General features: G+C 42.7%; 19 protein-coding genes. 9 read left to right on the forward strand and 10 right to left on the reverse strand.

Going from position 1 to position 23,929, the window contains the following annotated elements; genetic code table 11:
* Window positions 1-26: 26 nt before the first annotated feature.
* The 3 genes from pgl to MHN79_RS12960 all read right to left on the reverse strand — a co-directional run bounded on the left by pgl (window position 27) and on the right by MHN79_RS12960 (window position 5,443).
* Complete coding sequence (gene pgl, locus MHN79_RS12950; protein WP_239173234.1) at window positions 27-743, reverse strand: 6-phosphogluconolactonase; 717 nt, start codon at window positions 741-743, stop codon at window positions 27-29.
* Complete coding sequence (zwf, locus tag MHN79_RS12955) at window positions 740-2,242, reverse strand: glucose-6-phosphate dehydrogenase (protein ID WP_239173306.1); 1,503 nt, start codon at window positions 2,240-2,242, stop codon at window positions 740-742. The genes pgl and zwf overlap by 4 nt, the downstream gene beginning before the upstream one ends.
* Window positions 2,243-2,566: 324 nt before the next feature.
* The gene (locus MHN79_RS12960) at window positions 2,567-5,443 is read right to left on the reverse strand and encodes an HD domain-containing phosphohydrolase (protein ID WP_239173235.1); all 2,877 of its coding nucleotides are present in this window, start codon (window positions 5,441-5,443) and stop codon (window positions 2,567-2,569) included.
* Between the two features lie 168 nt (window positions 5,444-5,611).
* Here MHN79_RS12960 and MHN79_RS12965 point away from each other — a divergent pair, with 168 nt between their 5' ends.
* From MHN79_RS12965 to MHN79_RS12980, 4 genes are all read left to right on the forward strand, one after another.
* Window positions 5,612-6,061 (forward strand): SRPBCC domain-containing protein, encoded by a 450-nt coding sequence (locus tag MHN79_RS12965; RefSeq protein WP_239173236.1) that lies wholly within the window; start codon window positions 5,612-5,614, stop codon window positions 6,059-6,061.
* A gap of 50 nt (window positions 6,062-6,111) precedes the next feature.
* Window positions 6,112-6,495: a cytochrome b562 gene (locus tag MHN79_RS12970; RefSeq protein WP_239173237.1), complete on the forward strand. Its 384-nt coding sequence runs from the start codon at window positions 6,112-6,114 to the stop codon at window positions 6,493-6,495.
* A 96-nt stretch (window positions 6,496-6,591) separates the two neighbouring features.
* Window positions 6,592-6,945: a hypothetical protein gene (locus MHN79_RS12975; protein WP_239173307.1), complete on the forward strand. Its 354-nt coding sequence runs from the start codon at window positions 6,592-6,594 to the stop codon at window positions 6,943-6,945.
* A 179-nt stretch (window positions 6,946-7,124) separates the two neighbouring features.
* Window positions 7,125-8,486, forward strand: coding sequence for a PepSY domain-containing protein (locus MHN79_RS12980; RefSeq protein ID WP_239173308.1), 1,362 nt, complete (start codon window positions 7,125-7,127; stop codon window positions 8,484-8,486).
* A 50-nt stretch (window positions 8,487-8,536) separates the two neighbouring features.
* Here MHN79_RS12980 and pyrC read toward each other — a convergent pair whose 3' ends face one another.
* Window positions 8,537-9,565 (reverse strand): dihydroorotase, encoded by a 1,029-nt coding sequence (gene pyrC / locus MHN79_RS12985; RefSeq protein ID WP_239173238.1) that lies wholly within the window; start codon window positions 9,563-9,565, stop codon window positions 8,537-8,539.
* A gap of 257 nt (window positions 9,566-9,822) precedes the next feature.
* Between pyrC and MHN79_RS12990 the strand changes: the two genes are divergently transcribed.
* The gene (locus MHN79_RS12990) at window positions 9,823-11,640 is read left to right on the forward strand and encodes a hybrid-cluster NAD(P)-dependent oxidoreductase (RefSeq protein ID WP_239173309.1); all 1,818 of its coding nucleotides are present in this window, start codon (window positions 9,823-9,825) and stop codon (window positions 11,638-11,640) included.
* 52 nt (window positions 11,641-11,692) lie between these two features.
* Here the strand turns inward: MHN79_RS12990 and MHN79_RS12995 are convergent, their stop codons facing one another.
* Entirely contained in the window at window positions 11,693-12,457 is a 765-nt protein-coding gene (locus MHN79_RS12995; RefSeq protein WP_239173239.1) for a DeoR/GlpR family transcriptional regulator, read from the reverse strand.
* Window positions 12,458-12,751: 294 nt separating this feature from the next.
* Between MHN79_RS12995 and MHN79_RS13000 the strand changes: the two genes are divergently transcribed.
* Window positions 12,752-13,987, forward strand: coding sequence for an HDOD domain-containing protein (locus MHN79_RS13000; protein ID WP_239173240.1), 1,236 nt, complete (start codon window positions 12,752-12,754; stop codon window positions 13,985-13,987).
* 78 nt (window positions 13,988-14,065) lie between these two features.
* Here the strand turns inward: MHN79_RS13000 and MHN79_RS13005 are convergent, their stop codons facing one another.
* Window positions 14,066-16,387, reverse strand: a complete 2,322-nt coding sequence (locus MHN79_RS13005) for a methyl-accepting chemotaxis protein (protein ID WP_239173241.1) — start codon at window positions 16,385-16,387, stop codon at window positions 14,066-14,068.
* 270 nt (window positions 16,388-16,657) lie between these two features.
* On the opposite strand from MHN79_RS13005, the gene MHN79_RS13010 reads away from it, so the two are divergent.
* Both MHN79_RS13010 and MHN79_RS13015 read left to right on the forward strand, forming a co-directional pair.
* The gene (locus MHN79_RS13010) at window positions 16,658-17,476 is read left to right on the forward strand and encodes a PilZ domain-containing protein (protein ID WP_239173242.1); all 819 of its coding nucleotides are present in this window, start codon (window positions 16,658-16,660) and stop codon (window positions 17,474-17,476) included.
* Between the two features lie 140 nt (window positions 17,477-17,616).
* Window positions 17,617-18,405 (forward strand): helix-turn-helix transcriptional regulator, encoded by a 789-nt coding sequence (locus MHN79_RS13015; protein WP_152431788.1) that lies wholly within the window; start codon window positions 17,617-17,619, stop codon window positions 18,403-18,405.
* Between the two features lie 25 nt (window positions 18,406-18,430).
* Here MHN79_RS13015 and MHN79_RS13020 read toward each other — a convergent pair whose 3' ends face one another.
* Window positions 18,431-19,351, reverse strand: coding sequence for a M14 family metallocarboxypeptidase (locus tag MHN79_RS13020; protein WP_239173243.1), 921 nt, complete (start codon window positions 19,349-19,351; stop codon window positions 18,431-18,433).
* 181 nt (window positions 19,352-19,532) lie between these two features.
* Here MHN79_RS13020 and MHN79_RS13025 point away from each other — a divergent pair, with 181 nt between their 5' ends.
* Entirely contained in the window at window positions 19,533-20,429 is an 897-nt protein-coding gene (locus MHN79_RS13025; protein ID WP_239173244.1) for a DUF808 domain-containing protein, read from the forward strand.
* An 11-nt stretch (window positions 20,430-20,440) separates the two neighbouring features.
* Here the strand turns inward: MHN79_RS13025 and MHN79_RS13030 are convergent, their stop codons facing one another.
* The 3 genes from MHN79_RS13030 to MHN79_RS13040 form a co-directional block, all read right to left on the reverse strand.
* Window positions 20,441-21,085 (reverse strand): DsbA family oxidoreductase, encoded by a 645-nt coding sequence (locus MHN79_RS13030; RefSeq protein WP_239173245.1) that lies wholly within the window; start codon window positions 21,083-21,085, stop codon window positions 20,441-20,443.
* Window positions 21,086-21,165: 80 nt separating this feature from the next.
* Window positions 21,166-23,034 (reverse strand): methyl-accepting chemotaxis protein, encoded by a 1,869-nt coding sequence (locus MHN79_RS13035; RefSeq protein ID WP_239173246.1) that lies wholly within the window; start codon window positions 23,032-23,034, stop codon window positions 21,166-21,168.
* Window positions 23,035-23,246: 212 nt separating this feature from the next.
* Window positions 23,247-23,861, reverse strand: a complete 615-nt coding sequence (locus MHN79_RS13040) for an AraC family transcriptional regulator (protein ID WP_239173247.1) — start codon at window positions 23,859-23,861, stop codon at window positions 23,247-23,249.
* Window positions 23,862-23,929: the final 68 nt, after the last annotated feature.

Raw genomic sequence — 23,929 nt, forward strand, 5'->3', positions numbered from 1 at the left:
TCTCCAATTTTTAATGGACGCTCGCGTTACGCGATCTTTTCTGCTGCGTCTGAATCTAGGTACCACTCCGTCTTTCCAGTTTGCGACTGGATTTTGGCTGCGGGATAGGGCAGTTCGTTTGCGGGAGTGGTATGAATCTCATGAACGATCTCTACTTTTCCAGCACCAAGTACAAGGTAGCTGATACGCTTGGCCGCTTGTAAAACTTTAGCGGTTTTAGAGACGCGGATCTGGCCTGACTCTGGGTGAGAAGCTAAAACAGATAGCTTTTCCTCTTGGTAGTCAGTCTGTCCTGGAAATAGGGAAGCAGTGTGACCATCAGCGCCGACACCAAGTAGGATCCAGTCAAAAACAGGCGTGCCGTTCTCGGTTGGTATGACTTCAACCATTTCCTTTGCAAATCGCTCGACTTCGAGCTCTGGTTTTTCCTCACCACGAATGCGATGAATATTGCCAGCCGGTATATCTACTTGGCTAAAGAGTAGGGCATTCGCTTCGCCAAAATTACTCTCTTTGTCTTCAGGTGCCACACAACGTTCATCGCCCCACCAGAAATGAAGATTTTTCCACTCGATCGATGTTGCATAGGCTTGAGTTGCCAGCAATTTAAATAACATTTTGGGTGTGCTACCGCCTGACAGCGAAATGTGCACAGGTCGATTGAGCTCGCTAAGCGCCTTTAGGTCGTCAGCTAAGCTCTCTACTACTTGTTGCGCGGTTTGGAAGATCTTATGGTTGATCATAGTTCACAATAATCCGTATCTGTTAAATTCTTACATGGGAAACGCCAAGCTCTGTTGTCTCGTTTTAGCAGCTCGTCTGATTCTTTCGGACCCCATGTGCCACATGCATAGCCAAATAGGGCCTGTGGATCTTGTTTGAAGTCTAGAATCGGCTGGACATATTGCCAACATGCTTCGACGGCATCGCTGCGAGCAAATAGAGTTGCATCGCCATTAAGCGCATCAAGGAGAAGGCGTTCATAGGCGGTGAGCATTTGTGTTTCTGGTAAATCTGCGTAATGGAAGTTCATCGCCACTTCTTTGGCTTTGAATCCTGCGCCTGGCTCTTTAAGACCAAAGCTTATCTGAATGCCTTCATCTGGCTGGATACGAATAACTAACTTATTCTCTGGTGCATTTTGGCCAAAAACAGGATGAGGCGTTTGTTTGAAGTGGATAACCACTTCTGTGACTCTGGTCGGCAGTCGTTTTCCAGTACGAACGTAAAAAGGAACGCCATTCCAACGCCAATTATTGATGTAGGCTTTGAGGCCAATATAAGTCTCAGTTCGAGAGTCATCGGCGACACCATTTTCTTCGCGGTACCCGACTAGGTGTTGACCGCGTACATCTGATGCTGTGTATTGACCAAGGACTAAATCATTTCTTAGCGCTTGTTCATCAAGTGGTTTGAGACACTGAAGCACTTTTATGACTTCGTCTCGCATTGAATCGGCATTGATTTGTGCAGGAGGCTCCATTCCTACCATAGCAAGAACTTGGAGTAGGTGATTTTGGAACATATCACGAACTGCGCCTGAGCCGTCGTAATATCCGCCACGTTCTTCAACACCTAAAAATTCAGCCCCAGTGATTTCGACATAGTCAATGAAGTTGCGGTTCCATAGAGGCTCGAACATGGCGTTTGAAAAACGAAAGACCAGCAGGTTTTGAACCGTTTCTTTGCCCAAATAGTGGTCGATACGATAGATTTGATGCTCTTCAAAATGCCCATGGATCTCTTTATCGAGTTTTTGTGCTGATTCAAGGTCATAGCCAAAGGGCTTTTCGATGATTAACCGCTTCCAGCCGTCTTCTTCTTTGTTTAGCCCATGCGCTGCAAGGCTTGCTGGAATGACATTGTATAAGCTTGGCGGCGTCGCAAGATAAAAGAGCGTATTGCGCTGTTCGAAATGATACTGTTGAGAGAGTTGGTCGAGGCGGGTTACCAGTTTACTGTAGTCTGCGGTATCTGAGGTATTGATAGCTTGGTAATGCAGATGGTTTATAAACGCATCGAGCGTTGCAGGTTCAGTTTTTTCCATTTCCTGAAGAGAGTGCTTCAGTTTTTCGCGGTAAGACTCATCGCTGTATTCAGTGCGGCTGACACCAAGTATGGCGAAGTTTGTTGGAAGCTGCTTACTCGCATAAAGGTGATACAAAGCAGGGATCAACTTACGATACGTCAAGTCTCCCGAAGCACCAAAAATAACGATGCTGCTGTTTTCTGGTATTACCATCATCTTTCCCTTAGAAACGAGGTAGTTATCATATGTCGTTCATACAGTGAACTCAGAGAGCCAACCCTACCAACGGCAATTCAAAATTGATAATTGGTCATGCCTATTAGTCTGATAGCTAGAAATGAATTATTTCGAGCCACGAGATAAATCATAATAAGGCAGCACATTGTCCATGACTATTGATTAGACATCAACCTTTGTGAAAGCAATCGATTAAATATTGACTGATTATTGGCACATTTGGTGTTTTCTGCCACTTAAGAATCCCCATTAACAGTAAACAAAGGGGTTAAATCAGTGCTGGTTATCGAGCGTGGCCGTCTAAAATTGTGTTTTTAGATGTGCTTTAACGGTTTGAATATAACTGTCTCGGTCGATAGGAACGATTTGTTCTGCGTCTAAGAACATTTTGGCATAGTCTTGGTCGACTTCATGCTCTAAAAATAACAGATAAAGCTTGGGATCAATATGCCCAGTTGTTGCCATATGGGTCATTATGTTGAGGGATTCGGCAAGATTTTTCGCCTTTTTATACGGCCTATCGCTAGACGTTAATGCTTCGAATACATCTGCGATCGCCATAACACGAGCTGGAATGGAGAGTTCATCCTCGTTGAGCCCCCTCGGATAGCCTTTACCATCGATTCTCTCGTGATGTCCTCCTGCGATTTCAGGAATGTTTTTAAGATGCTCAGGATAGGGAAGGCAGCCGAGCATCGTCAGTGTTTGGATGATGTGGTCGTTGATCATAAAACGCTCTTCATCATTGAGGGTTCCATAACGAATCGATAGGTTGTAGAGCTCTCCACGGTGGTATTTCAATTTGCCCGGTTCGAGTACAAATTTCTCTGTCCAGATATCTTGTGGACTTTCACCCTTAGTCCAAGGGATCTCATGGACTTTCTTATCACTCAGTATTGGTTCCATGACGGGCAATGGTTGTCGCTCACCCGCGCGTTGCTTTTCTATCCAAGATACGCCAGCTTGATCGTCGAGTGTCCTTTTCCATTGTTTTTGCGCAATTTGATTGAGCCGAACAATGGCACTTTCGTCCATTTGCTCGCTACCTATATTGCATTCAGCAACAAACTCGAACTCACTGTCCAACATAGATTGAGTATCTTCTAGGGTTTTCTTTAATGCAGTGGCATCGCCGCCATTATACATACCTTGCCAATAGTCGGCTTCTGCTTGAACTTTAAGTAACTCAAATCGCATTCTTACTTCATGGATACGATCGTAAATGGTTTCAAGTTTGGTCGCTTTATCGATAACGTATTCCGGTGTGGTTACCTTTCCGCAGTCGTGAAGCCAAGCTGCGAGCTTGAGCTCTTCCCATTGATCGTCTGTCATTGAAAACTGAGGAAAGTAACCTTGGTCGTTATGGGCGACTTTGGTTAACATTTGGGTCAGTTCTGGTACGCGTTGACAATGACTGCCCGTATACGGTGATTTCGTATCGATTGCTGAGGCGATAAGCTGGATAAATGCATTCATCATATCTTTTTGCTGTTCCATTTGATGAATGTTTTCTTTGGCGATTTCAGCAAAGCTCAGCAGCTCTTTTAGGAAAGCATGTTTATCGCTTTGCTCTTTTGTAATGGCTCTTTCATACCCAAGAAGCAATACCCCTACCAATTGAGATTCTCTGTTAAGCAAAGGGAAAAAGTAGACATCTGAGTTATAAAAATCATCAATATATTTCTTAAGCGCGTTATCACTGCGATTCAAATGGACTATTTCGCCTTGTCGTAAGTCTTTTTCGAGCCAAGCGGTGTCTTTAAGAAATTCATTAACATCAATTTTAAACGGTATGATGGCGTGATTGGCGATGATCTCAAAACTGTGTTCTTTTTCGTTAACAGAGAAAAGGACGATAGTTTCAGCACGTGTAACAAGATAGCTTTGATGAGTGATGGTTTTAGCCAAAATAGAGAAATCTTTGTTACTGGCTGTCTCACGCAATAATCTCAGGAGATCGTGCAGCGTGTGCTCCATTAATTCTATCGACTCGGTTAAGTTAGATACCTCGCGAATTAAACTTTTTGGGTAGCGTGTCTTTTTGAAATCAAAACGAGCAATATTGTCGGTCAGTTGGACTAGGTTGTGCAGCGGTGTGGATAATTTAGTGGCAACAAACCAAACGGTTAGAAAACTTACCACTAGCATGGTTACGGCCACACTAATTTGCCTGTTTCGCATTGACAGTAAATCACCGAGCAACTCGTCTTGTGGGATAGCTTCTGCAAGTAGAAGTCGGACATGTTCGTTTAACCACACTGGGGTTAAAGTGACTGACCAAGTGTTGCCATCTCTTTCAATAACTTCATACAAAGTTTCTGTGCTGTGTCGATTTAAAATTGGTTCAAACAAGCTGTTTTTGACCGCTTGTTGCACGGACTCTATCTCTTGGTCCAAATTTATATTGGATTGGTGCTGTGCCAAGAGTCTGAACTGGGTGTCAAACAAAGCCACCTGAGTGGTTTTGGACAAACTAAGTTCAGCGATTTGATCCGAGAGTGACGAAAGTGTGAAGTCTGCTGCCACCACTTCTTGACCGTCAGCTGACCTGCGTGACAATGTCACGCCGTTTGTCTTCAAAAAATAGAAAAAATAGGGCTCGGTAAGACGTATTTCTCCGTCGGCATCTGCGTTGATGTACCAAGGTCGTACACGAGGATCGAAATTGTTGTCATTGGTTTTTTTGTATCCAACACGATTGTAATCATGATCTAAATAGTGAAATTCATTTAACCCTTCTGCCTTGGTGAAATTGATCATGAGCCTTGCGTTAGGGGGCGCTTCAAAGCGTTCTCGTGACGATTCGTCATGCAGTGGGCGAAGCATAAAAAATTCGCCGTGTTCGTTGCCATAGAATAGAGCAACAAGGCCTTGATTTCTTTCAAATATTAAATTGGCTGAAGCTAAGAAACGTTTTGCCTTAACTGGCGGTGTACGCTCTTTAATGACGGCGCTTAACGCCATAAAATCGAGGGTCGTTAAAATGGGACCGGCACGTACTTTGAAGGTCGATTCGAGCTTGCGACTATTTTCATTACTTAATTCTTTGGCACTCACAGCTAAAAGTTCTTGTGAGTGATGATAACTAATACCAATAAGAATAATGCCAACCAAAGTCGTTAGCACCAGAAATAAGCTCGTGATGTGAATACTCAGAGAATAATGTCGTTTCTTCATTTATATGTCGCTTAATGGCTTCTCCATAAGTATCGACCAATATATAAATCATGCAAAAGGAAAGATGAGTTACGGCATCATTTGGCATCTAGTTTGATGATTTTCAAACTAAATTGTGCCTACATCGACTATAACTATTATTGACACAGTTTAATTGGAAGCAAAGAGATGTTAACTCGGACGTATCAAGTTGAAGTATTGGCGACCCCAGAGGTTGTTTGGCAAGTATTAACGGAAAAGGCGCTGTATGAGCAATGGGCTAAGGCTTTCTCACCGCATTCTCAATTCGAAGGAGAGTGGAAAGAGGGCAGCAATATTTGCTTTTTCGACCCAGATCTTGGGGGGACTCGCGCCATCATTGACAAAATAGATACAAACAGAGAAATTCAATATACTCATGTTGCAATTTCTAATCCGGAAAATGTCAAAGATATTGATAGCGATACGGCGCAGAAATGGATAGGAACAAAGGAACATTACCAGATTATCCCTAACCAAGAATCTGTCACCTTAAAAGTAATGATTGATACGCATCCAGACTTTGTTGATATGCTTGATGATGGATGGAAAAGAGCGTTCCCATTGATCAAGGTAATAAGCGAGCAACAAGGTCGTTAGTTTGGTAAAGTGCACTATTACTCTGCACTTTAACCGACTAAGAATTTAAAATGAAAAAAATCATTTTTGCCTTAACACTCATGTTTTCGATTCAGGTTTTTGCATCAGACGTTGACTTGAAAGCAACCATGAAGCAAATGAAACTTGAGTTCAAGCAAGCTGCACAGGCAACAAGTGTCGATGGTATGAAAGCACCTATTGATAATATGTTGCAGCTTGTTGAGCAAGCCAAAAAAGGCAAATACCCACCAGAAAAAGTTGATACTTATGTTGAAGGTTTTAGTAAGCTATCGACAACCCTAAAACAGATTGATTCGCAGCTTGATGAAGGAGATCTCACTTCGGCTCAAGAGTCACTACGTCAGGTCGATGAACTTCGTGTTGAATATCATGATAAACGCAATCCTAGTATTTGGAGCAAAATATTTGGCTGATGTGATTGCCATATTTTTATCTGAGTAAAAGTCACTATCTGTATGATTGTGTGAAATTTTCACGCATTAAGGCCTTTGAATAATTGAAGAGTAATGATGCCTCGGTGGAAGAAGTTTAACCGATTGATGCTAACGATCAGTGCCCTAAGCTGGGCACTGATTGCATTGATGCCTGTCATCAATGCGCATGGTCCCAATGCTGGAGTATGGGCGAGCTTATGTACCCTTAATGGCTTTAAGTTAGTTCAGGTTGAAGAAGGAAAGCCGACAACTCAGCATGGTAAGGCTTGCCCCTTCGGTCACTTCTCTTGTTTTCACCAAGACACGCTTCCAACCCCATCTTACGTAACACGTATTACTTATGTAATCAGTGAGTATTATGCTTTTTTAGCCCCTAGCATAAGCTACCAATTAGCTTTTGCCAGAGCACCACCACCTTCCTTTTTTTAATACAGAAAATCATAAATTTAAAGTAAACGCAGCGTAGGCAAAGTACTTGGCTTTGACTGATGCTCTTGTCTGCGCGTCAAAAAAAGGAAAGTACCATGTTGGGTAGTCAAATTCAGACTTCACCTAAGGAAGCACCATGTCCTACTACGGACAGAACTCAAGTTAAATCAAGATATTTTATGGTCTGGCGCTGGCATTTTTATGCAGGTTTATATGTTATTCCTTTCATGATCATGCTCAGTCTAACTGGATTAGTCATGTTATTTGATGATGAAATCGAATCGATTAGGTATCACGATGAACTGACTGTTGTGCCTGAATCTGCTGCACTTCCTGTCTCTCTCCAATTAGACAAAGTACAAAAGGCTTACCCTCTCGGGAAAGTCACCCAATACATCCCCTCCAAAGACCCCAGTTTGGCAAATAAATTCGATGTTCGTTTAGCTGATGGTCGCTCGGTTCTGGTGACGACAAACCAGTACACAGGTGAGGTAATCGGTGAAATTGATCGTAGTGATAGCTGGTATCAGCTAGCTAATGATATTCATGGTACCTTGCTCATGGGACAATGGGGGGATTATTTGATTGAGATAGCGGCGAGCCTGAGCATATTACTGATTATGACAGGTGTATATTTGTGGTGGCCGAGAGACAATGCCAGTAAAGCGGGCTTGTTTAAAATTAGGCTCTCAAATATGCGCCTGTTGATGAGAGATTTACATGCAAACTTTGCCGCTTTGTTTTCGTTTGTCCTATTGTTCTTTTTACTATCCGGTCTAGCTTGGACGAGTGTATGGGGCGCAAAATTAGTGCAGGCTTGGAATACTTTTCCTGTCTATTACACTTGGGGCGATAAACCTGAGTCTAATCTTACTCACGCTGATCTTAACCATGGCAGTGAAAAAGAATTACCATGGAACCTTGAACAAGCGGCACTGCCCGAATCAAGCGGACATATTCATGGTGCAACAACCCACGCTGGAAAAACGAACTTCACGATTAGCGAGCACACAATCAATATTGATTCCGTAATCGAGCAGGCGAAAAAGCTTGGGTTTACGCAATACAAGGTGTTTCTCCCTCAATCTGAAAAAGGTGTTTTTACACTCGCGGCAAATTCAATGGGTGGGGACATTACTGACCCACGCTTGGATAAAACCACGCATATCGATCAATACACAGGTGATGTCTTAGTCGATGTTACTTGGGATGACTACAGTGTGTTGGCTAAATTGATGGCTGCTGGTGTGTCTCTCCATCAAGGGGACATGAGCATTATTAATAAAGTATTAAACGTACTGTTTTGTTTGGTCTTTCTCTTGATATCACTATCAGGGGTAGTGATGTGGTGGATCCGAAGACCGTCAGGAAAAACTCGCATGGGGATACCAAAGCACTTTGAGAGCGATGGCCTGTGGAAAGTAGGCATTGCAGGCCTTGTATTGGTTGCTGTGTGCTTTCCTTTAGCTTGTTTAGCTCTTGTTCTATTTGGTCTGATTGATTGGTTTGTTTTTAAGCCGAAGAAATCTGCGCTCAGCTAAACGATAAAATAAGGCCACTCATGAGTGGCCTTATTCAATAAAGCTCGAGTCTATGAGACTTTCCAGCGTATCTTTTCACCGGCTCTAATTGGTACAACGATATCATTCCCAAACGGCATGGATTCTGGGACATGCCACTCTTCTTTCGTTAGTGTTACCGTATCTGAGTTTCTAGCAAGGCCATAGAAATCTGGCCCATTGTGGCTTGCAAAAGCTTCCAAGTTTTCTAACTTACCTTCTTGTTCAAACACTTCTGCGTATAGCTCTAGTGCCGCATGGGCAGTGTAAGAGCCTGCACAGCCGCACGCTGCTTCTTTCATTCCCTTAGCATGAGGAGCTGAGTCCGTTCCCAAGAAAAACTTCTTACTGCCACTCGTCGCTGCACCAATGAGAGCAGCTTGGTGGGTATTGCGCTTTAAAATGGGCAGGCAGTAGAAATGGGGTTTAATCCCTCCCACAAGCATGTGGTTACGATTGTAGAGAAGGTGATGAGCCGTAATAGTTGCGGCAAGGTTGTCGTTAGCGTTATTGACGAAGTTTACTGCATCAGCAGTGGTAATATGCTCAAGCACTATTTTAAGGTTTGGGAAGTCGTTTACGATCGGAGCAAGAACGGTATCAAGAAATTCTTTCTCACGGTCAAAAATATCCACATCGTGATGGGTGACTTCGCCATGTACAAGTAGCAGCATTCCGACTTCTTGCATTGCTTCCAGTACGGGGTAGATATTTTTTGCCGAAGTAACGCCCGAGTCTGAATTGGTTGTCGCACCGGCCGGGTATAATTTTGCGGCTGCAACTTTACCGCTGGCTTTTGCCTTTTTAATTTCATCTACCGACGTATTATCCGTCAAATACAAAGCCATTACTGGCTCAAAATGAGCACTGGGCTGGTTAGCCATGATGCGATCTCGATAAGCCATCGCCATTTCAGTATCAGTGACGGGTGGGATAGTATTTGGCATGATAAGAGCTCGGCCATTATATCGGCTTATATCTCTTACTGTATCAGGTAAAACATCACCATCGCGTAAGTGAACATGCCAGTCATCGGGTCGAGTGATCGTAAGTGTTGTCATTGTTGCTCCCACCATAATTTTTGTTGTCGGATTGGAGCCTAAACAAGCGTGAAAAATGAGAAGGCAAACGCTTACGTTTAGGCGACAGGATGATAGAGCAAAGTGCTGCTAAATGCATCTAATTTTTGTCGTTATGAGTCAAAGGGAATAAGAGCTTTGCGCCTTAACCACATTTTTAATCAATATTTACTCGGATATGAAAATTTCAACAAGAGTTAGGTATAATAGCAAAAATAATGAAAACTATTAGGGATAGCATGTCAGCACCAAGCCTTTGTCAAATCAATGTGTATCCAGTTAAGTCATTAGGTGGCATTACTCAGTCTAACTGCTGGGTGGAAAAGCAGGGCCTTATGTTTGATCGCCGTTTTATGTTGGCCTTAGCTGATGGCTCCATGATCACAGCACGTAAATACCCTCAGATGGTCACCATTCAATCGAGCTTAACCGCCGATGGCTTAATTTTTGTTGCCGAGGGCAAGTCTCCGCTTAAACTTCGATATGCTGACTTTAAAATGCAAGAGACGCCAGCTCAAGTCTGGAAAGATAACTTTGCGGCTTATACAACCACAGATGAAGCTGACGATTGGTTTAGCGATGTACTGAATTTAAGAGTCGAACTGCTTTTTAGTGGTGAACAATCAAACCGAATACGTGAAAAAGTAGGGCATAATGTGAGTTTTGCCGACGGGTACCCCATGCTTGTGATAGGGCAAGGATCGCTTGACGAACTTAATCGCCGTAGTCCTCAGCAACATTCAATGGATCAGTTTCGTTCCAATCTCATTGTGTCAACAACCGAGCCATTTGAAGAGGACAGCTGGAAGCGTATTCGCATTGGTGAAGTGGAATTTGAGTCTGTAAAGCCTTGTGAACGTTGCATTATGACCACCGTCGATGTGAGTACAGGTAAACTTCGCGAGACCAAAGAGCCGCTTAAAACCTTGTCTCAATTTAGAGCGAATGAGCGAGGTGGTGTGTTTTTTGGGCAAAACCTTGTTGCAAAAAATGAGGGTATGATTCGCCAAGGTGATCGAGTTGAAGTCCTCGAGTATAAGGAAAAAGAATTCTATCCAGACAACTTGCCAACTCAGTTAAAGATGACTTGTGTTGAAAAAGAACCTTTGGCAAGAGACTTCATTACCTTTTGGTTGGAGCCTCAATCTGGCATAGTGCCTAAGTATTTGCCAGGGCAACACCTACCGATTTCGATTCAAATCGGTGACGAGAAGGTTGCAAGGCGTTATACGCTATCTTCCAGTCCATCAAGGCCTGGTCGACTAGCAATCTCGGTAAAACGTATTGACGAAGGTCGAGTATCAAACTGGCTCCATGAGCATTTGAATGTTGGCGATGCTTTGGTGTGTGAATATCCACAGGGCAGCTTTTATCTGGATGAGCAGTGCAATAAGCCAATTCTTCTCTTGTCTGCGGGAAGTGGTGTGACACCGATGCTTTCGATGCTCAGATATTTGTCTGATAACGATCAAGCGGACGATGTATTCTTTTATCATCAGTGCCGAAGCGTCGAGGATATTCCATACAAAGAGGAACTCGATGAATTAAAACAGAAGCATCCGGGCCTGAGATTGTTAATTTCTTTATCGCAACCTCCTGTTGATTGGTTTGGTTTAAAGGGGCGTTTGACCCTATCACACCTCAAACAGATCAAAGATGTGGAGAAAAAACAGGTCTTTGTCTGTGGCCCAGATGAATTTATGCAAAAGGCGAAAAGCTTGTTGCTGAAAAAGGGGTTACCCGAAGACTGCTATCACCAAGAGGCGTTTGGTGTCTCGAACATAAGCGCGAAGCCATTAAAATCGCTTCAACTCAGTGTTAACGGGCATGTTTTTACTGGCGACAACCAAAAGCCGCTGTTAGATCAAGCAGAAGAGGCTGGAGTAAGTATTGCAAACAGTTGCCGAGCTGGCTTGTGTGGTGCGTGTAAAGTGACGATTCAGTCAGGTAAGGTTCATCAGCCTGATGTTCCGGGCTTGCAAGATTCTGAGCGAAATATGGGTATTGCACTCGCATGCTGCTGTGTGCCTGAGACGGATATCGACGTTTCTAGCTAGTTTTGGACATAAGCTGGGTAGAGCGCTCTGAAGCGTTCTACCTTTTTAGTGTTTATGTGACGACTTGTAATATTGTGTCATTATCTTTGGCGAAGCTTTCAATTTCTTTGGGCGCTTTTCTGTCTGTGATGATGAGATCAACATCGGCGATAGTACCTAGCTTCACCATTGCGTTACGGCCAAACTTACTGTGATCGACACCGAGTAATACTGAGCGGCTGTTTTCAATAATGGCTCTTTTCACTCGTACTTCGTGATAATCGAAGTCGAGTAGGGAGCCATCATAATCAATTCCTGAGATCCCTAAAATACCAAAGTCGAGTCTAAATTGTGAGATAAAATCAAGGGTTGCTTCACCTGTTACACCGCCATCTTTTCCGCGCACTTCTCCACCAGCAAGTATGACTTTAAAATCAGGCTTGGACATCAGGATTGTCGCGACATTGATATTATTTGTAACCACACGTAGATGGTGGTGATTACTGAGTAAAGCCCGCGCTATGGCTTCGGGGGTGGTTCCAATATCAATAAACAAGGTAGCGCCGTCAGGAATATGTTTTGCAAGTTCTAAAGCAATTTGTGACTTCTCTTTTTGATAAGCGATTTGGCGAGTTTGATAAGAGGAGTTCTCGGCACTTGATGTGATGGTGGCACCACCGTGATTGCGACGAATCTTATTATCATCAGCTAATTCGTTAAGATCTCGGCGTATGGTTTGTGGGCTGACGCTGAAACGCTCAACCAATTCATCTGTACTTACAAAACCTTGTGTTTGCACCAGCTCTATGATTTCTTGATGACGCTTAATGGCTTTCACTTACAGTATCCTTGTGTGATGGGATGGCGCAATTTTACGTCTTGTGACTATGAAAGCAACTCAATCGCCGAATAATATGAGATTGAATAAACATGTCTATGCATCACTAGACAGTTTTCTTTATCTTGGTTGACTTTTTACATTCGGCTGTTTGTGGGTTGCTCGATGTTTTCGACTGCCACTAATTGAAAGCGCTAAACCTCGTCTACACTTTCGGTATAACAATTATGGTTCAACAGAACCCAGTGAAAGAGATGTTTGTATGACATCTGTTAACCAGCGTCAGGTAATATTATGAATCAGATAACTAAGAATACTCGACCTACCAAGGTGTCGGTTGTGGCGAGGCAGCCTATCATCGACAAAAACAAAGAATTGTTTGCCTTTGAACTTTTGTACCGAGAAGGCGATACTAACGCGTTTAATACCCCCTATGAGCAAAGAGCCACGATGCGTTTGCTATCGGAGCAGTTCATGACTCTACAAAAACGAAATCTCAGTGAGAAAAGAGGCTTTGTCAACTTTGAATACATTGATCTGATTGAAGGCGTTCCTTGTGACTTTTCGCCCGAAGATATTGTGGTTGAAATATTGGAGACATGCTCGGCAACTCAAGACTTATATGATGCTATTGTCGATCTAAAGCAAAAAGATTATTTAGTGGCACTTGATGATTTTGTTCCCGCTCCCGAGTGGGATCGTTTCTACCCTTTAATTGACTTTATCAAGCTCGATGTCAGAGAATTATCTTTTAATCAATGTGCGAGTATTATTCGAGATTTCAAAAATACGGATATCCAGTTTATTGCCGAAAAAGTTGAAGACCATAAAGAGTTTGTTCAAGCGCAAAAATGTGGTTTTGATTTGTTTCAGGGCTATTTTTATCAAAAGCCTGAGGTAATTAAAACCCAAAAGCTCACCGCCTCTGCAATGGACATATTTAAACTCTCGGCTTTAGTTGCTAAAAAAGATATCGATATTGTAAAGGTTAATCAAATCGTTGAGCGCAATCCTGCACTTTCCGTTCAGCTACTTAATTTTGTAAACAGTGATTCACGAGTAAGTACACGGATAGAAAGCACTCAGCAAGCGCTTTCTTATCTCGGCGGCGATAGGGTACGCAAGTACGTGACCTATTCCATGGCCTCTGCGCTTTCGCCAAGCAAACCCTCGATATTACTAAGAAATCTATTGATGCGAGCCAAGTTTATGGAAGGACTGGCACAAAATGTTAATGATGCGTCTGCCTCTGAGTCAGCGTACTTATGTGGCATGCTATCTTTGATCGAAGGTTTACTCGATATGGCGTTAAAAGATGTACTGGCTTCATTAACACTTTCCGATTCTCTTGTTGCTGCGCTGGTTCATAGACAAGGGACCTTAGGAGATCTATTGGGTATTGCTGAGGCTATCGAAATGTCGGATTGGAAAGCGTTAGAAATCTTGCAGTCCAAAACCATGCTTGATGATAAGACCATAATGACGTGTTTAGATAAAGCTAATAATTGGATTAATGACTTTAGCTCATAAATAGCAATTCAATAGAATACTTGGGAATTGAAAAGGCTCACTTAAAAAGTGAGCCTTCCTATTGTATCTCGTAAGAAATTAAGCGACTTTAAAGCGGTTGACTAAGTCTTGTAAACTACCTGAGACCTCTGCAAGGCCAAGCGCAGCGCAATCAATTTCTTCCGATGCATTTCTAAGATCGCCAGAAGAATACTTAACGTTTGATATGTTTCTATTGATCTCGTCACAACTGACTTTTTGTTCTTCAGTCGCTGCAGCAACGGTAGCATTAATCGTCGCTAGTTCGTCAATTTTTGAGCTTAAATCACGTAGATTGCTGCTTACATCGCTCACCAGCTTAATGCCTTCTTGGGCAGAGAGATTACTGCGTTCCATAGAGTGGACAGTTGATAGTGTCACTTCTGATAAACGAGATATATTACTTTGGATATCGATGGTGCTGTTCTGGGTTTTTGTGGCAAGTTGACGTACTTCATCAGCCACAACGGCAAAGCCACGTCCGCTTTCTCCTGCTCGAGCTGCTTCAATAGCTGCGTTTAAAGCAAGCAAATTGGTTTGCTCTGCAATACCTGTAATAATCTTCAAAACACTGTTTATTTTTTGCACTTCATCTTGCAACTCTGAAAGTGCTTCTGCAGAAGATTGCACTTCTTGCCCAGTACGTTCAACAAGCTGCGCTGCCTGCTGGGCTTGTTCTGCGTTGAGTAATGCGTTTTCTCTGCATTGGTGGGTGTAGTCGGATGCTGCTGCACTGCTTTGTGAAACTTCAAGTAACGCTTCATTAAATTGCATCATGGATTCGGTAACACTACTTGCTTGTTTGGTTTGATCTTCCGCTGCTTTATATGAATTATCAGTGATCTTGCTGAGCTGCTTACTTGAGTGAGTGATCACATTGGTACTGGCTTTCACCGAGTCTATGATAACTTTTATCTGTTCAATAAAGGTATTCACACTCCGTGTCACTGAATCAAATTCGGGAATGTTGGACATCTTTAATCGAGTATTTAAATTCGCGTCTTCAGAGTTTAATTCATTGAATTGGCGCTTCAACACGTAAAGTGGTTGGAGTAAGTAGTTAACCAAAAGAACAGACAGCCCACCAAAAATGATAACCATAATAAGAGTTGTTGCAGCGCCGGCTGAAGCAATGTAATTACCTAAGGCTTCTTTAGGTGCAAAAGCTTCTTCTTCGTCAATTTCCGACATGATTGCCCACACTTGATTGGGCACTTTGACTGGTCCATAAGCAGAGAGTACAGGAACCCCTCGATAGTCCTCGAAAATATCAAAGCTATTGATGCCTCTTAATGCTTCAGTGACTCCCGGAGTATTGACCGGCTGTAAAGAGATACTGGTGTTTTTAAGTTCGATATCTCTGGCGGCGCTAATCCCTTTTCTTCTAATGGTTTCAAGGTATGCGCTTTTGTCTTCCACCAAGAACCGACTCTCATTTCTTAACGTACCATCAGAGCCCACAAGATAAATTTCTCCTGAGTTTCCGAACCCTCTACTTTGCCACTGGCCATCTTGAGTCATAATATTGTTAATCTTATCAACGGGCATTTGAAAGATGAGTATGCCAACGAGATTACCCTTATCGACGATCGGAGTGGACATAAAGCTTGCTGGTGCATTGTAGGAGGGTAGATAAGGGGCAAAGTCAGTAAGGTATACTTCTCCTTTATCTAGAGATAATGCTTTTTGGAATGCTTGCCCAATGCCGGAATTAGAATACGGACCCGTTTTTAAACTGGTCGCAAAATCGAGTTCTTTATAGACGCTGTAGACTATATGACCACTTTCTGGCTCGACAATGAAAATATCATAGTAGCCAAATGTTTGGAGAAATTGGCGGAAAGAGTCATGAAAACGCTCATGCTCTCTTGCGTATATTGACGTGTTATTTAATTCGGTGAGCTTATCTTTGTTACCGAGTGGATGCGGGTTATTAGCAATAAAGTCGAATTGCATGTTATAAGTCAAACTAGATAAACCAGAAAACATATCTGGAACATTGACCTTATCTTGGTTGAGTTGATCATATTGAACAGCAAACTCTTTCAGGTAGTAGTTTTTAACTTTCGATTGTACTTCTGAGGAACTGACTCGCCTGATAGGTTCATACGCTAGGAAAGCTTGCGTAAAGTCAACCGCGGCTTCTCTGGTTGCGATGTTGTTGGCCATGGAGGTGATTTGCCCTTCGATATCGGAGAAATAGTTCTCCACTTCGGCTCGAACCAGCTCTTTTTTGGCGGTCAATTTGTCTCGACTTTGTTTGAGCAAGACAGAGCGCATTTCTTCCGTCGATAGATAAGTACTAATGGATGTGCTTGCAACAAGGGAGAGGGTGATTGCTCCCAATATGGCGAGTATGAACCTGAGACGTAGTGACATCATTAATCTCCATTTTCCAGATCATAGTATTTTCACAGAACTACACAAAACTATAGGCGCTAGGTTGCTTATGTTTGCTTAGCGTTGGAGTTTTTCGCTTAAAAATGAGACTTTGGGTGTGTTTTGCAGAATTGTTTTACAAAGTTGGAGTGTGGTCTTCATGCTGGTTTACATCGATAGTTGATGAAATTGTGAGCTGAGTCGTGTCTTATATTCTCATATAAGTATGAGTTCATACTAAGGTTTAGAGAATAAACCAATATAAGAGAGGGCTTGGCTTTGGGCGTTGCAGCGAAAAATCAAACGGATACCAAACAGCAATTAAGTTCTGAAGATAACCTTCAAAGCAGTTCTTCAAATGTCGAGCATGAAGAAAGTAGCAAGAGTGGCCCTACAGAAACGGCAAGTACGATTCGACATGGCGAAGATGCTTTTGATACGGTTATGCCACTTTGTGATGTTGCCTGCGTTATTTCTACTCCCACTGGCAAGTTTCTTAAATGTCGCACGAAATACATAGGTCTGCATTCAAAAAGCATTCTATTGCTTGAGATGCCAACAGTGTCACCTCAAGAGAAATTAGTTTACATGCGTCAAGGTTATCCTCTTCAGGCTTGTGTTATTTCACCCAAAGGAGAAGGGGCTCGGGTGTACTTTAAGACCAAAATTGAATATGTGTTAAGTGGAGGGGATACCGATATACTTTTAGTTACACTACCTGCTTCCACTCAGGTTGTGGTTGGATTGCGCGAGAGTGTCCGTTTAGAAATCAATCTCAACGGTGTTTTAGATCCAGAAGATAAAAAATATCCATGTCAAATTAGGGATATTTCTCAACAAGGCTGTTTGATTGTGGTTGATAGAGATAAAGCCAATTATCGGATCGGGTCTTTGGTTCACCTTAGTATGTGCAGTTCAAACAAAGATGTTCCAGTCATAGAGGAAACATTGAAAGCCGTGGTGAAAAATGTCTCAAAAATAGGGCGCTATTATAAGTATGGTGTTAAGTTTGAGGATGAAAGCTTAGAAGGTGTTAGCTCCTTGATTGAAGGCCTAAACTTTTGTGCTTTACAACAAAAGTTTATGTTATAGCTATCCAAGTAACACACCTTAGTGAAGGCTAGTCCTTGTTTCGACACGGCATTAATAATATTTTACACTGTATGGCAATTAACATTAGTCTTAGGGAGATTGAAAGTCCCATCTAAGACCTATTTGCTGGGGTAACAAGTGTGAGAAAGTCGGTTAAACACCTTCATCCATCCTTATCTATTGATAGAGCACCCTCTGACGTTTTTATGAATTTCGAAGCTTTTCTGTCGAATACGGAAACACGTATACATAGCCACCCGTGGGGACAAGTGCAGCTTATTAGTGGGGGCATTTTAGAAATGGAAGCTGAAGGCACTCGATTTTTGGCTCCACCTCACTTGGCGATTTGGGTTCCTGCGGGTGTGATGCATACCAGTTATAACCGAAAACCTTTGTCGTACTGCTCTTTAAACATTGCTCAGCGACTAACAAAATATTTTCCTAGTAGCACGAGTTTGATAAAAATTTCTCCAATCGCTTTGACCATCATTGATGATTTTCGCAACAGAAATATTAGTATACCTCAGACGGAACAGGATAAGAGGTTGATTCAGGTCTTACTTGATCAACTGGCCACTCAGGATACACAACATCATTTCTTACCCTCTTCAGATAACAAATATTTAGTAAAAATATTAGCGGAAGTGGAAGAAAACCCTCTGGATAATAGAAGCCTTGCACAATGGGCAGAAACAGTGCATTCCACAGAACGTACTTTAGCGAGATATTGTCAGTCTGAGTTAGGAATGAGTTTCACCGAGTGGAGGCTAAGAGTTCGCTACCTCTACTCGATGGAATTGTTAAGAAAGGGGCACTCGGTTAAAGAGGTGGCGTTAACCCTTGGATATCGTCAAGCCAGCCCATTTATCGCAATGTTTAAAAAGTACGCTGGACAGACGCCAGAACAATACAAAAATAAACTGTTATAAACGAGCACAGAGTCGCCTCCAGCGACTAAAGTTTCGAGAGCACGAAATCCAGACCACCAGTAATTGCGGCAACTTGCGCGAGATTGCACTGCTGTGGGGTCGCTTTAGGGCTATCAGGGTAGACTTCAGTGGTTGTGCCATAGGTACAGTTTGTCACTCCACCACACAGTCCTAGCTTAACCATCGGATAGTTAATCACCCCTGTTTGAATAACGGGTGAGCCGATAATTTCTCCGTTTTTGTCCGCGGGTGCTATGTGAGTTACTTGGCTTACAGATTTAATGATCGCTGCTTGAAAATCAGCCTGTGGGTTCTCACTGTCACCGACAGTGTAGAATCCATCTGGAATCTCACCAGGTATATACTCTATGCCATCGCGAGCCGCTAACGCTGGTCTAAATTCTGTTTCATCGGTGTCGGTAGTTTCATGCAAATCGAAATGAACCATTATAGTGCCGTCAACTGAGCCCACCAGTTTGATAAGGTTTACCGACTCTTCTGCTGGACTGTTCGAATAAAAGGAGCGGTTAGGATCAGTAGCAAGAGGGTTCCAGCGGTTTATGGTCTCATATCCCCATGGGCTAACGCAGGGAGCAACGATAATATTAAAGTACTCACAGTAGTCTTCCATCTTGTTCTCGACAAACAGAAGTGCCCCCTGAACACCGCTTGTTTCATACCCATGCACACCACCAGTTACCAATACAACAGGTTTGTTGGTATCCCAGTTATTGCTTTTGATACAGAATAAAGGGTAGCGTTCAGGATCATAAGATAGCGCTCCATATTGCTCGACTTGGAATCTGTGCTTGAGTGCTAATATTTTGCTGACAACCTCCTCATGGTAGCTACGCTTTATTGAGGTATTATCACGCCACTGCTGACGCTCAGCATCCTGCCACTTTTGACCTGCGACTCCTATGGGATAAAATTCCTTTGTTTGCATGACTGTTTCCAAATTCCTTGTAGATCGGAAGCACAGCATAAATTGCCTTTTTTGTTGAAGCAATTCATATATCTCAAGCAGATAACATTTATTTAATACCATTTATGTCAGCAATTAAGTTTGAGTAATAGTATCTAGGTGGTACATTTAACAGCATATCAGTATGTCTAAAGGGGCCTTCATGGCTGGTGCGAGTTTATTAACATTGTTGGATGACATTGCCACAGTGCTAGATGATGTTGCTTTAATGTCAAAGGTGGCTGCAAAGAAAACGGCAGGAGTACTTGGTGACGATTTAGCACTGAATGCGCAGCAAGTATCAGGCGTTGCAGCTGAACGAGAGATTCCCATTGTGCTCAGTGTTGCAAAAGGCTCTTTTCGTAACAAGCTTATTTTGGTGCCAGCTGCGCTTATTACTAGCTCAATTGCACCTTGGCTGATAATGCCTTTACTCTTAATCGGTGGATTATTTCTTTGCTTTGAAGGGGCAGAGAAAATAGCAGAAAGCCTATTTCATGCAAAAGAGGCAGAAGAGGATGAAGTGCCATCAGGGTCAATTGAAGAATATGAGAAACGCAAGATAGCAGGCGCTGTAAGAACTGATTTCATATTGTCGGCTGAAATCATAGTGATTGCTCTAGGCACTGTGCAGGGTCACGCTATGATGACACAAATTATGGTGGTTAGCTTTATTGCTGTACTAATGACGATTGGTGTTTATGGGCTAGTGGCAGGGATTGTGAAACTTGATGATCTTGGTTTTTATTTTAATCGAGTTTCTCAAGGGAAGGGAATAAGAGCTTGGCTGGGTAAAAGCCTTATTACGTTTGCTCCTAAACTAATGAAATTTTTAGCTATAGTTGGAACAGCTGCTATGTTTTTAGTCGGCGGCGGTATTGTAGTGCACAATGTTCCACTTATTCACCATTGGGTGGAGCCAATCATTATGAAGGTTTCAGACTTACCATTAGCTAGCGTTTTTCTTCCATCGGTTTTGAATGGATTGATAGGTGTTGTTGCTGGAGCTATGGTGCTGCTGCTTTGGACTGGCATAGAGAAGCTGCGTTCTAGAGATTAGAAAGTGAGTAGTCAAAGTCTTGCTATCTCTATTAGGGCTTCGACTAGTATCTCACTTGGCTGGGCACCAGAAATCAGGTGCTTTTTATCAATTATCATGGCGGGAACGGCATTGATTCCTGCTTCAAGCCACTGGTATTCTGTCGATGAAACCGCCTCTGCCCAGCTTTCGTCTTGTAGAACAAGCTCGCAAACATTGCGCTCAAGGCCAAGTGACTCAGCAATATCAAGCAGCACTGTGGTATTACTGATGTCTTGTCTGTATGTGAAATACGCTTGAAATAAAGCCATTTCTAAATCTAACTGTAGATTTTCTGACTGGGCCCATAGCAATAACTGATGCGCCTTACGTGTATTATAAATCCTCATATCGTCAGAAAATTTGAATTCAAAACCCAAATCCCGACCAAGTTCAGAGATAGTCTGCCTCGCGGCTATACTTGCTTCAAGTGAAGTACCATACTTTTCTGCGATGTGTTCTCTGAGGTTTTCGCCTTCGGATTTCATCATAGGATTGAGTTCAAAAGGGTGCCAATAGATATCGGCTTTGAGACTGTCCGAAAGCTTTGACAGGGCGTGCTCAAGATTTTTGTAACCAATGATGCACCAAGGGCAGACGATATCAGATATTAGATCGATACGAATAGTTTTTATCATAGGTGCCTGCGCTTCCTAGATGCTCTGACTGCTGTAAGTTTAATTTTCCTAAGCTCTCACAAAGAGAGCTTAGGGCAGGGTTAAAGCTTGAATTTATTGAGTATAGCGTCTTGTTCTCTGATATTTTCAGTTTGAGCTTGCATCGCAATGTTAGCATTGCCCGCAGCTTCGGAAACTTGTTCCGATAAATCTTTAATTTTTACAGTGTTAGTGTTGATTTCTTCTGCGACTAGACTTTGTTCTTCGGCAGCAGATGCAATCTGAATATTCATATCACTGATGCTTTGTATCGCATCTCGAATAGTGTTGAGTGCGTTGTTTGCTTCTTCTGCACGTTTTACCGCGTTACTTGCGGTCTCTTTACTCATATTCATCGCATTGGCAACGGATGTTGCACCAGATTGCAACTGCTCAATCATGTTACGAATTTCTGTTGTTGATTCTTGAGTCCTTTGCGCAAGAGTTCGGACTTCATCAGCAACCACAGCAAACCCTCGACCTGACTCACCAGCCCTTGCCGCTTCGATCGCAGCATTAAGTGCAAGCAAGTTGGTTTGGTCGGCGATATCATTGATTACTTTCAATATGGTTTCGATATTGTCAGTAGCAGATTCTAGAGTTTTCACTTCCTCAACGGCTTCATCAATTCGCTGAGATAGTTCACTGATTGAAGCGGATGTAACACCGACGACTCGGGTCCCCATTTGAGTCGCATCGTCGGCATCTTTGGCGGCTGATGCAGCGCTTTGTGCATTGTCAGCGACATTGCCTGATGTGACCGCCATCTCATGCATAGCGGTTGCCAACTGTTCAAGTTCGTGTAGTTGATCCTGCATTGCACTGGCTGACTCCTGAAGACCCACAGAGGTCATCTCTGAGCCACGAAGAATTTCTTCACCAATTGACTTGGATTGTGATAGTAGCTGCTGAAGTTTACCCGTAAATGAGTTAAAACCCTCGGCCAACTGAGAAAACTCCTGATCCGTTGCTGTATCTAGGCGCTGGGTTAAATCACCCTCGCCAGAGGCAACGTCTTGGATTGCATTGTTAAGTGCGCCTAGCGGACGCATTAACGCTGTCATTAATACCAGCAGAATAGCCATACTTATCACCAAAGCGATGACAGTGTAGATAATGGAACTATTACGCAGATCGGCGAGGGATTGATAGGCAATTTCTTCGTCTAATATCACGCCAATATACCAGTTTTCACCAGGTACTTTAGAAAAGTCGAGTGTATAGTCTTTTCCTTCAATAGAGATTTGACGGGGATCTTCTTGAATAGACACATCTCCGAGAAAATCTTTCATCGGTTTACCGTTCATTTCAGTGTTGGGATGAGCAATGGTTGTTCCATCTCCAGACACAATGAATACGTAACCTGCATTGAAGAGCTGCACCTTGTTTACGAGTTCGGCAAGACCCGCCAAGCTAACATCATAAAAGATTGCACCGATAAATTCGCTTCCATCCATCACTGGGGTGGCAATTGACACCAAAATTTCACCCGTTGCCGAATCTGCATAAGGGGCGGTGATGATAAGCTCGCCTGATTTCTTAGCATCGATATACCAAGGTCTGGCGCGAGGATCCCATGTTGGGCCAGGGTTCCACCCAGGATCGTTGTTGATATTGGAGCCATCTTTCTCAAATCCCAATCCAGCCAGCAAAAAGGTTTCTTTTACTATTGGCCTGGTGATGACCATTTCCATTGCGCTCGGTGTGAGATTAGCTTCTAGCATGCTGGTGGCATAGTTAGCGATGATCTTACGGCTATTGATCTCTGCTTCGGTTGTGTCTCGGACACCATCTACGATTTCTGCAACACTTGAGGTAACGAGAGACTTGACTTCTTTTTGAACTGTGTAGTATTGCTGAAGTGTCAGCAAAGACACTGTGGCCAAGAATAAAAGAGATGATGCGGCCACAATTTTATGGCTGAATTTCATTGTCGACTTCCCATGTCATTAACGCTTATGTCTTCTAGTATAGTGTCATAGTGAGTAAATGCTTATTATCATTGATTAAGTAGTACCAAATTTATTAGTTACGATTAAGGGGATAGCACTCAAAAGCTCAGATTAGTTGTCTATTAGCAACATGCAAATTTGCGGTAACTCATTAAAATAAAATCTATTTTGGTCTTTTTTATCTATAAAACTTACTCTTTACTGTGTCCCAGAATGGTTTGTTCTAATTGCTTGTATACTTGCTCGTTTCCTTTGAATAAATCGTTAATCACTTGTGATTTTTTTACTCCCGACTGAATTCGTTTAGTCGCTTCTCGCAAGGTTAAAGTGATATGCTGCTCTGCCGAAAGTGTGTTGTCATTTTTTGATGGTGACCACTTTTGAATATTCACCGTCAGAGTGCTTTGTGATAACTCGGGTTCCATATTGACGAGTTCATCGAGCAGCACAGATAAAAGCTTTTTCTCTGCCTGTTGGGATTGTTGTTCTTCGCCGAGTCTATCGACGATTGCAGAACCTAACGGAGTCAGTTCTACGTAGCCACCCTGTTTAGGTAGTGGTTCTGTTACTCTGCAAGAAACTTCAACCTTTTGTGCGCAAGTATTAGGGAAAAAAGTAAGGCCAACCAATGCATCAAAAGGCAACCAAACAGTTTGCCCATCCTCAATGGCGTATTCGATTTTCCCCAGTTTTAGTAAAGCTAAGCCTTTATTGACTCTAAGTAATACATGTTTAAGGCTTCTTTTTCTCGGTTGAACAGCCAAGTAAAGGAACTCATTATTGTGGTGGGAAATAGCGTAATGCATGAGGTGGTATTAGTTTCTGTGTTGCACGAGTGACTAGAGTAACGTTTCTTGTGATAAAAACCAATAAA

It is taken from the genome of Vibrio sp. Of14-4 (assembly GCF_022347625.1).
GTDB lineage: Bacteria > Pseudomonadota > Gammaproteobacteria > Enterobacterales > Vibrionaceae > Vibrio > Vibrio pristinus.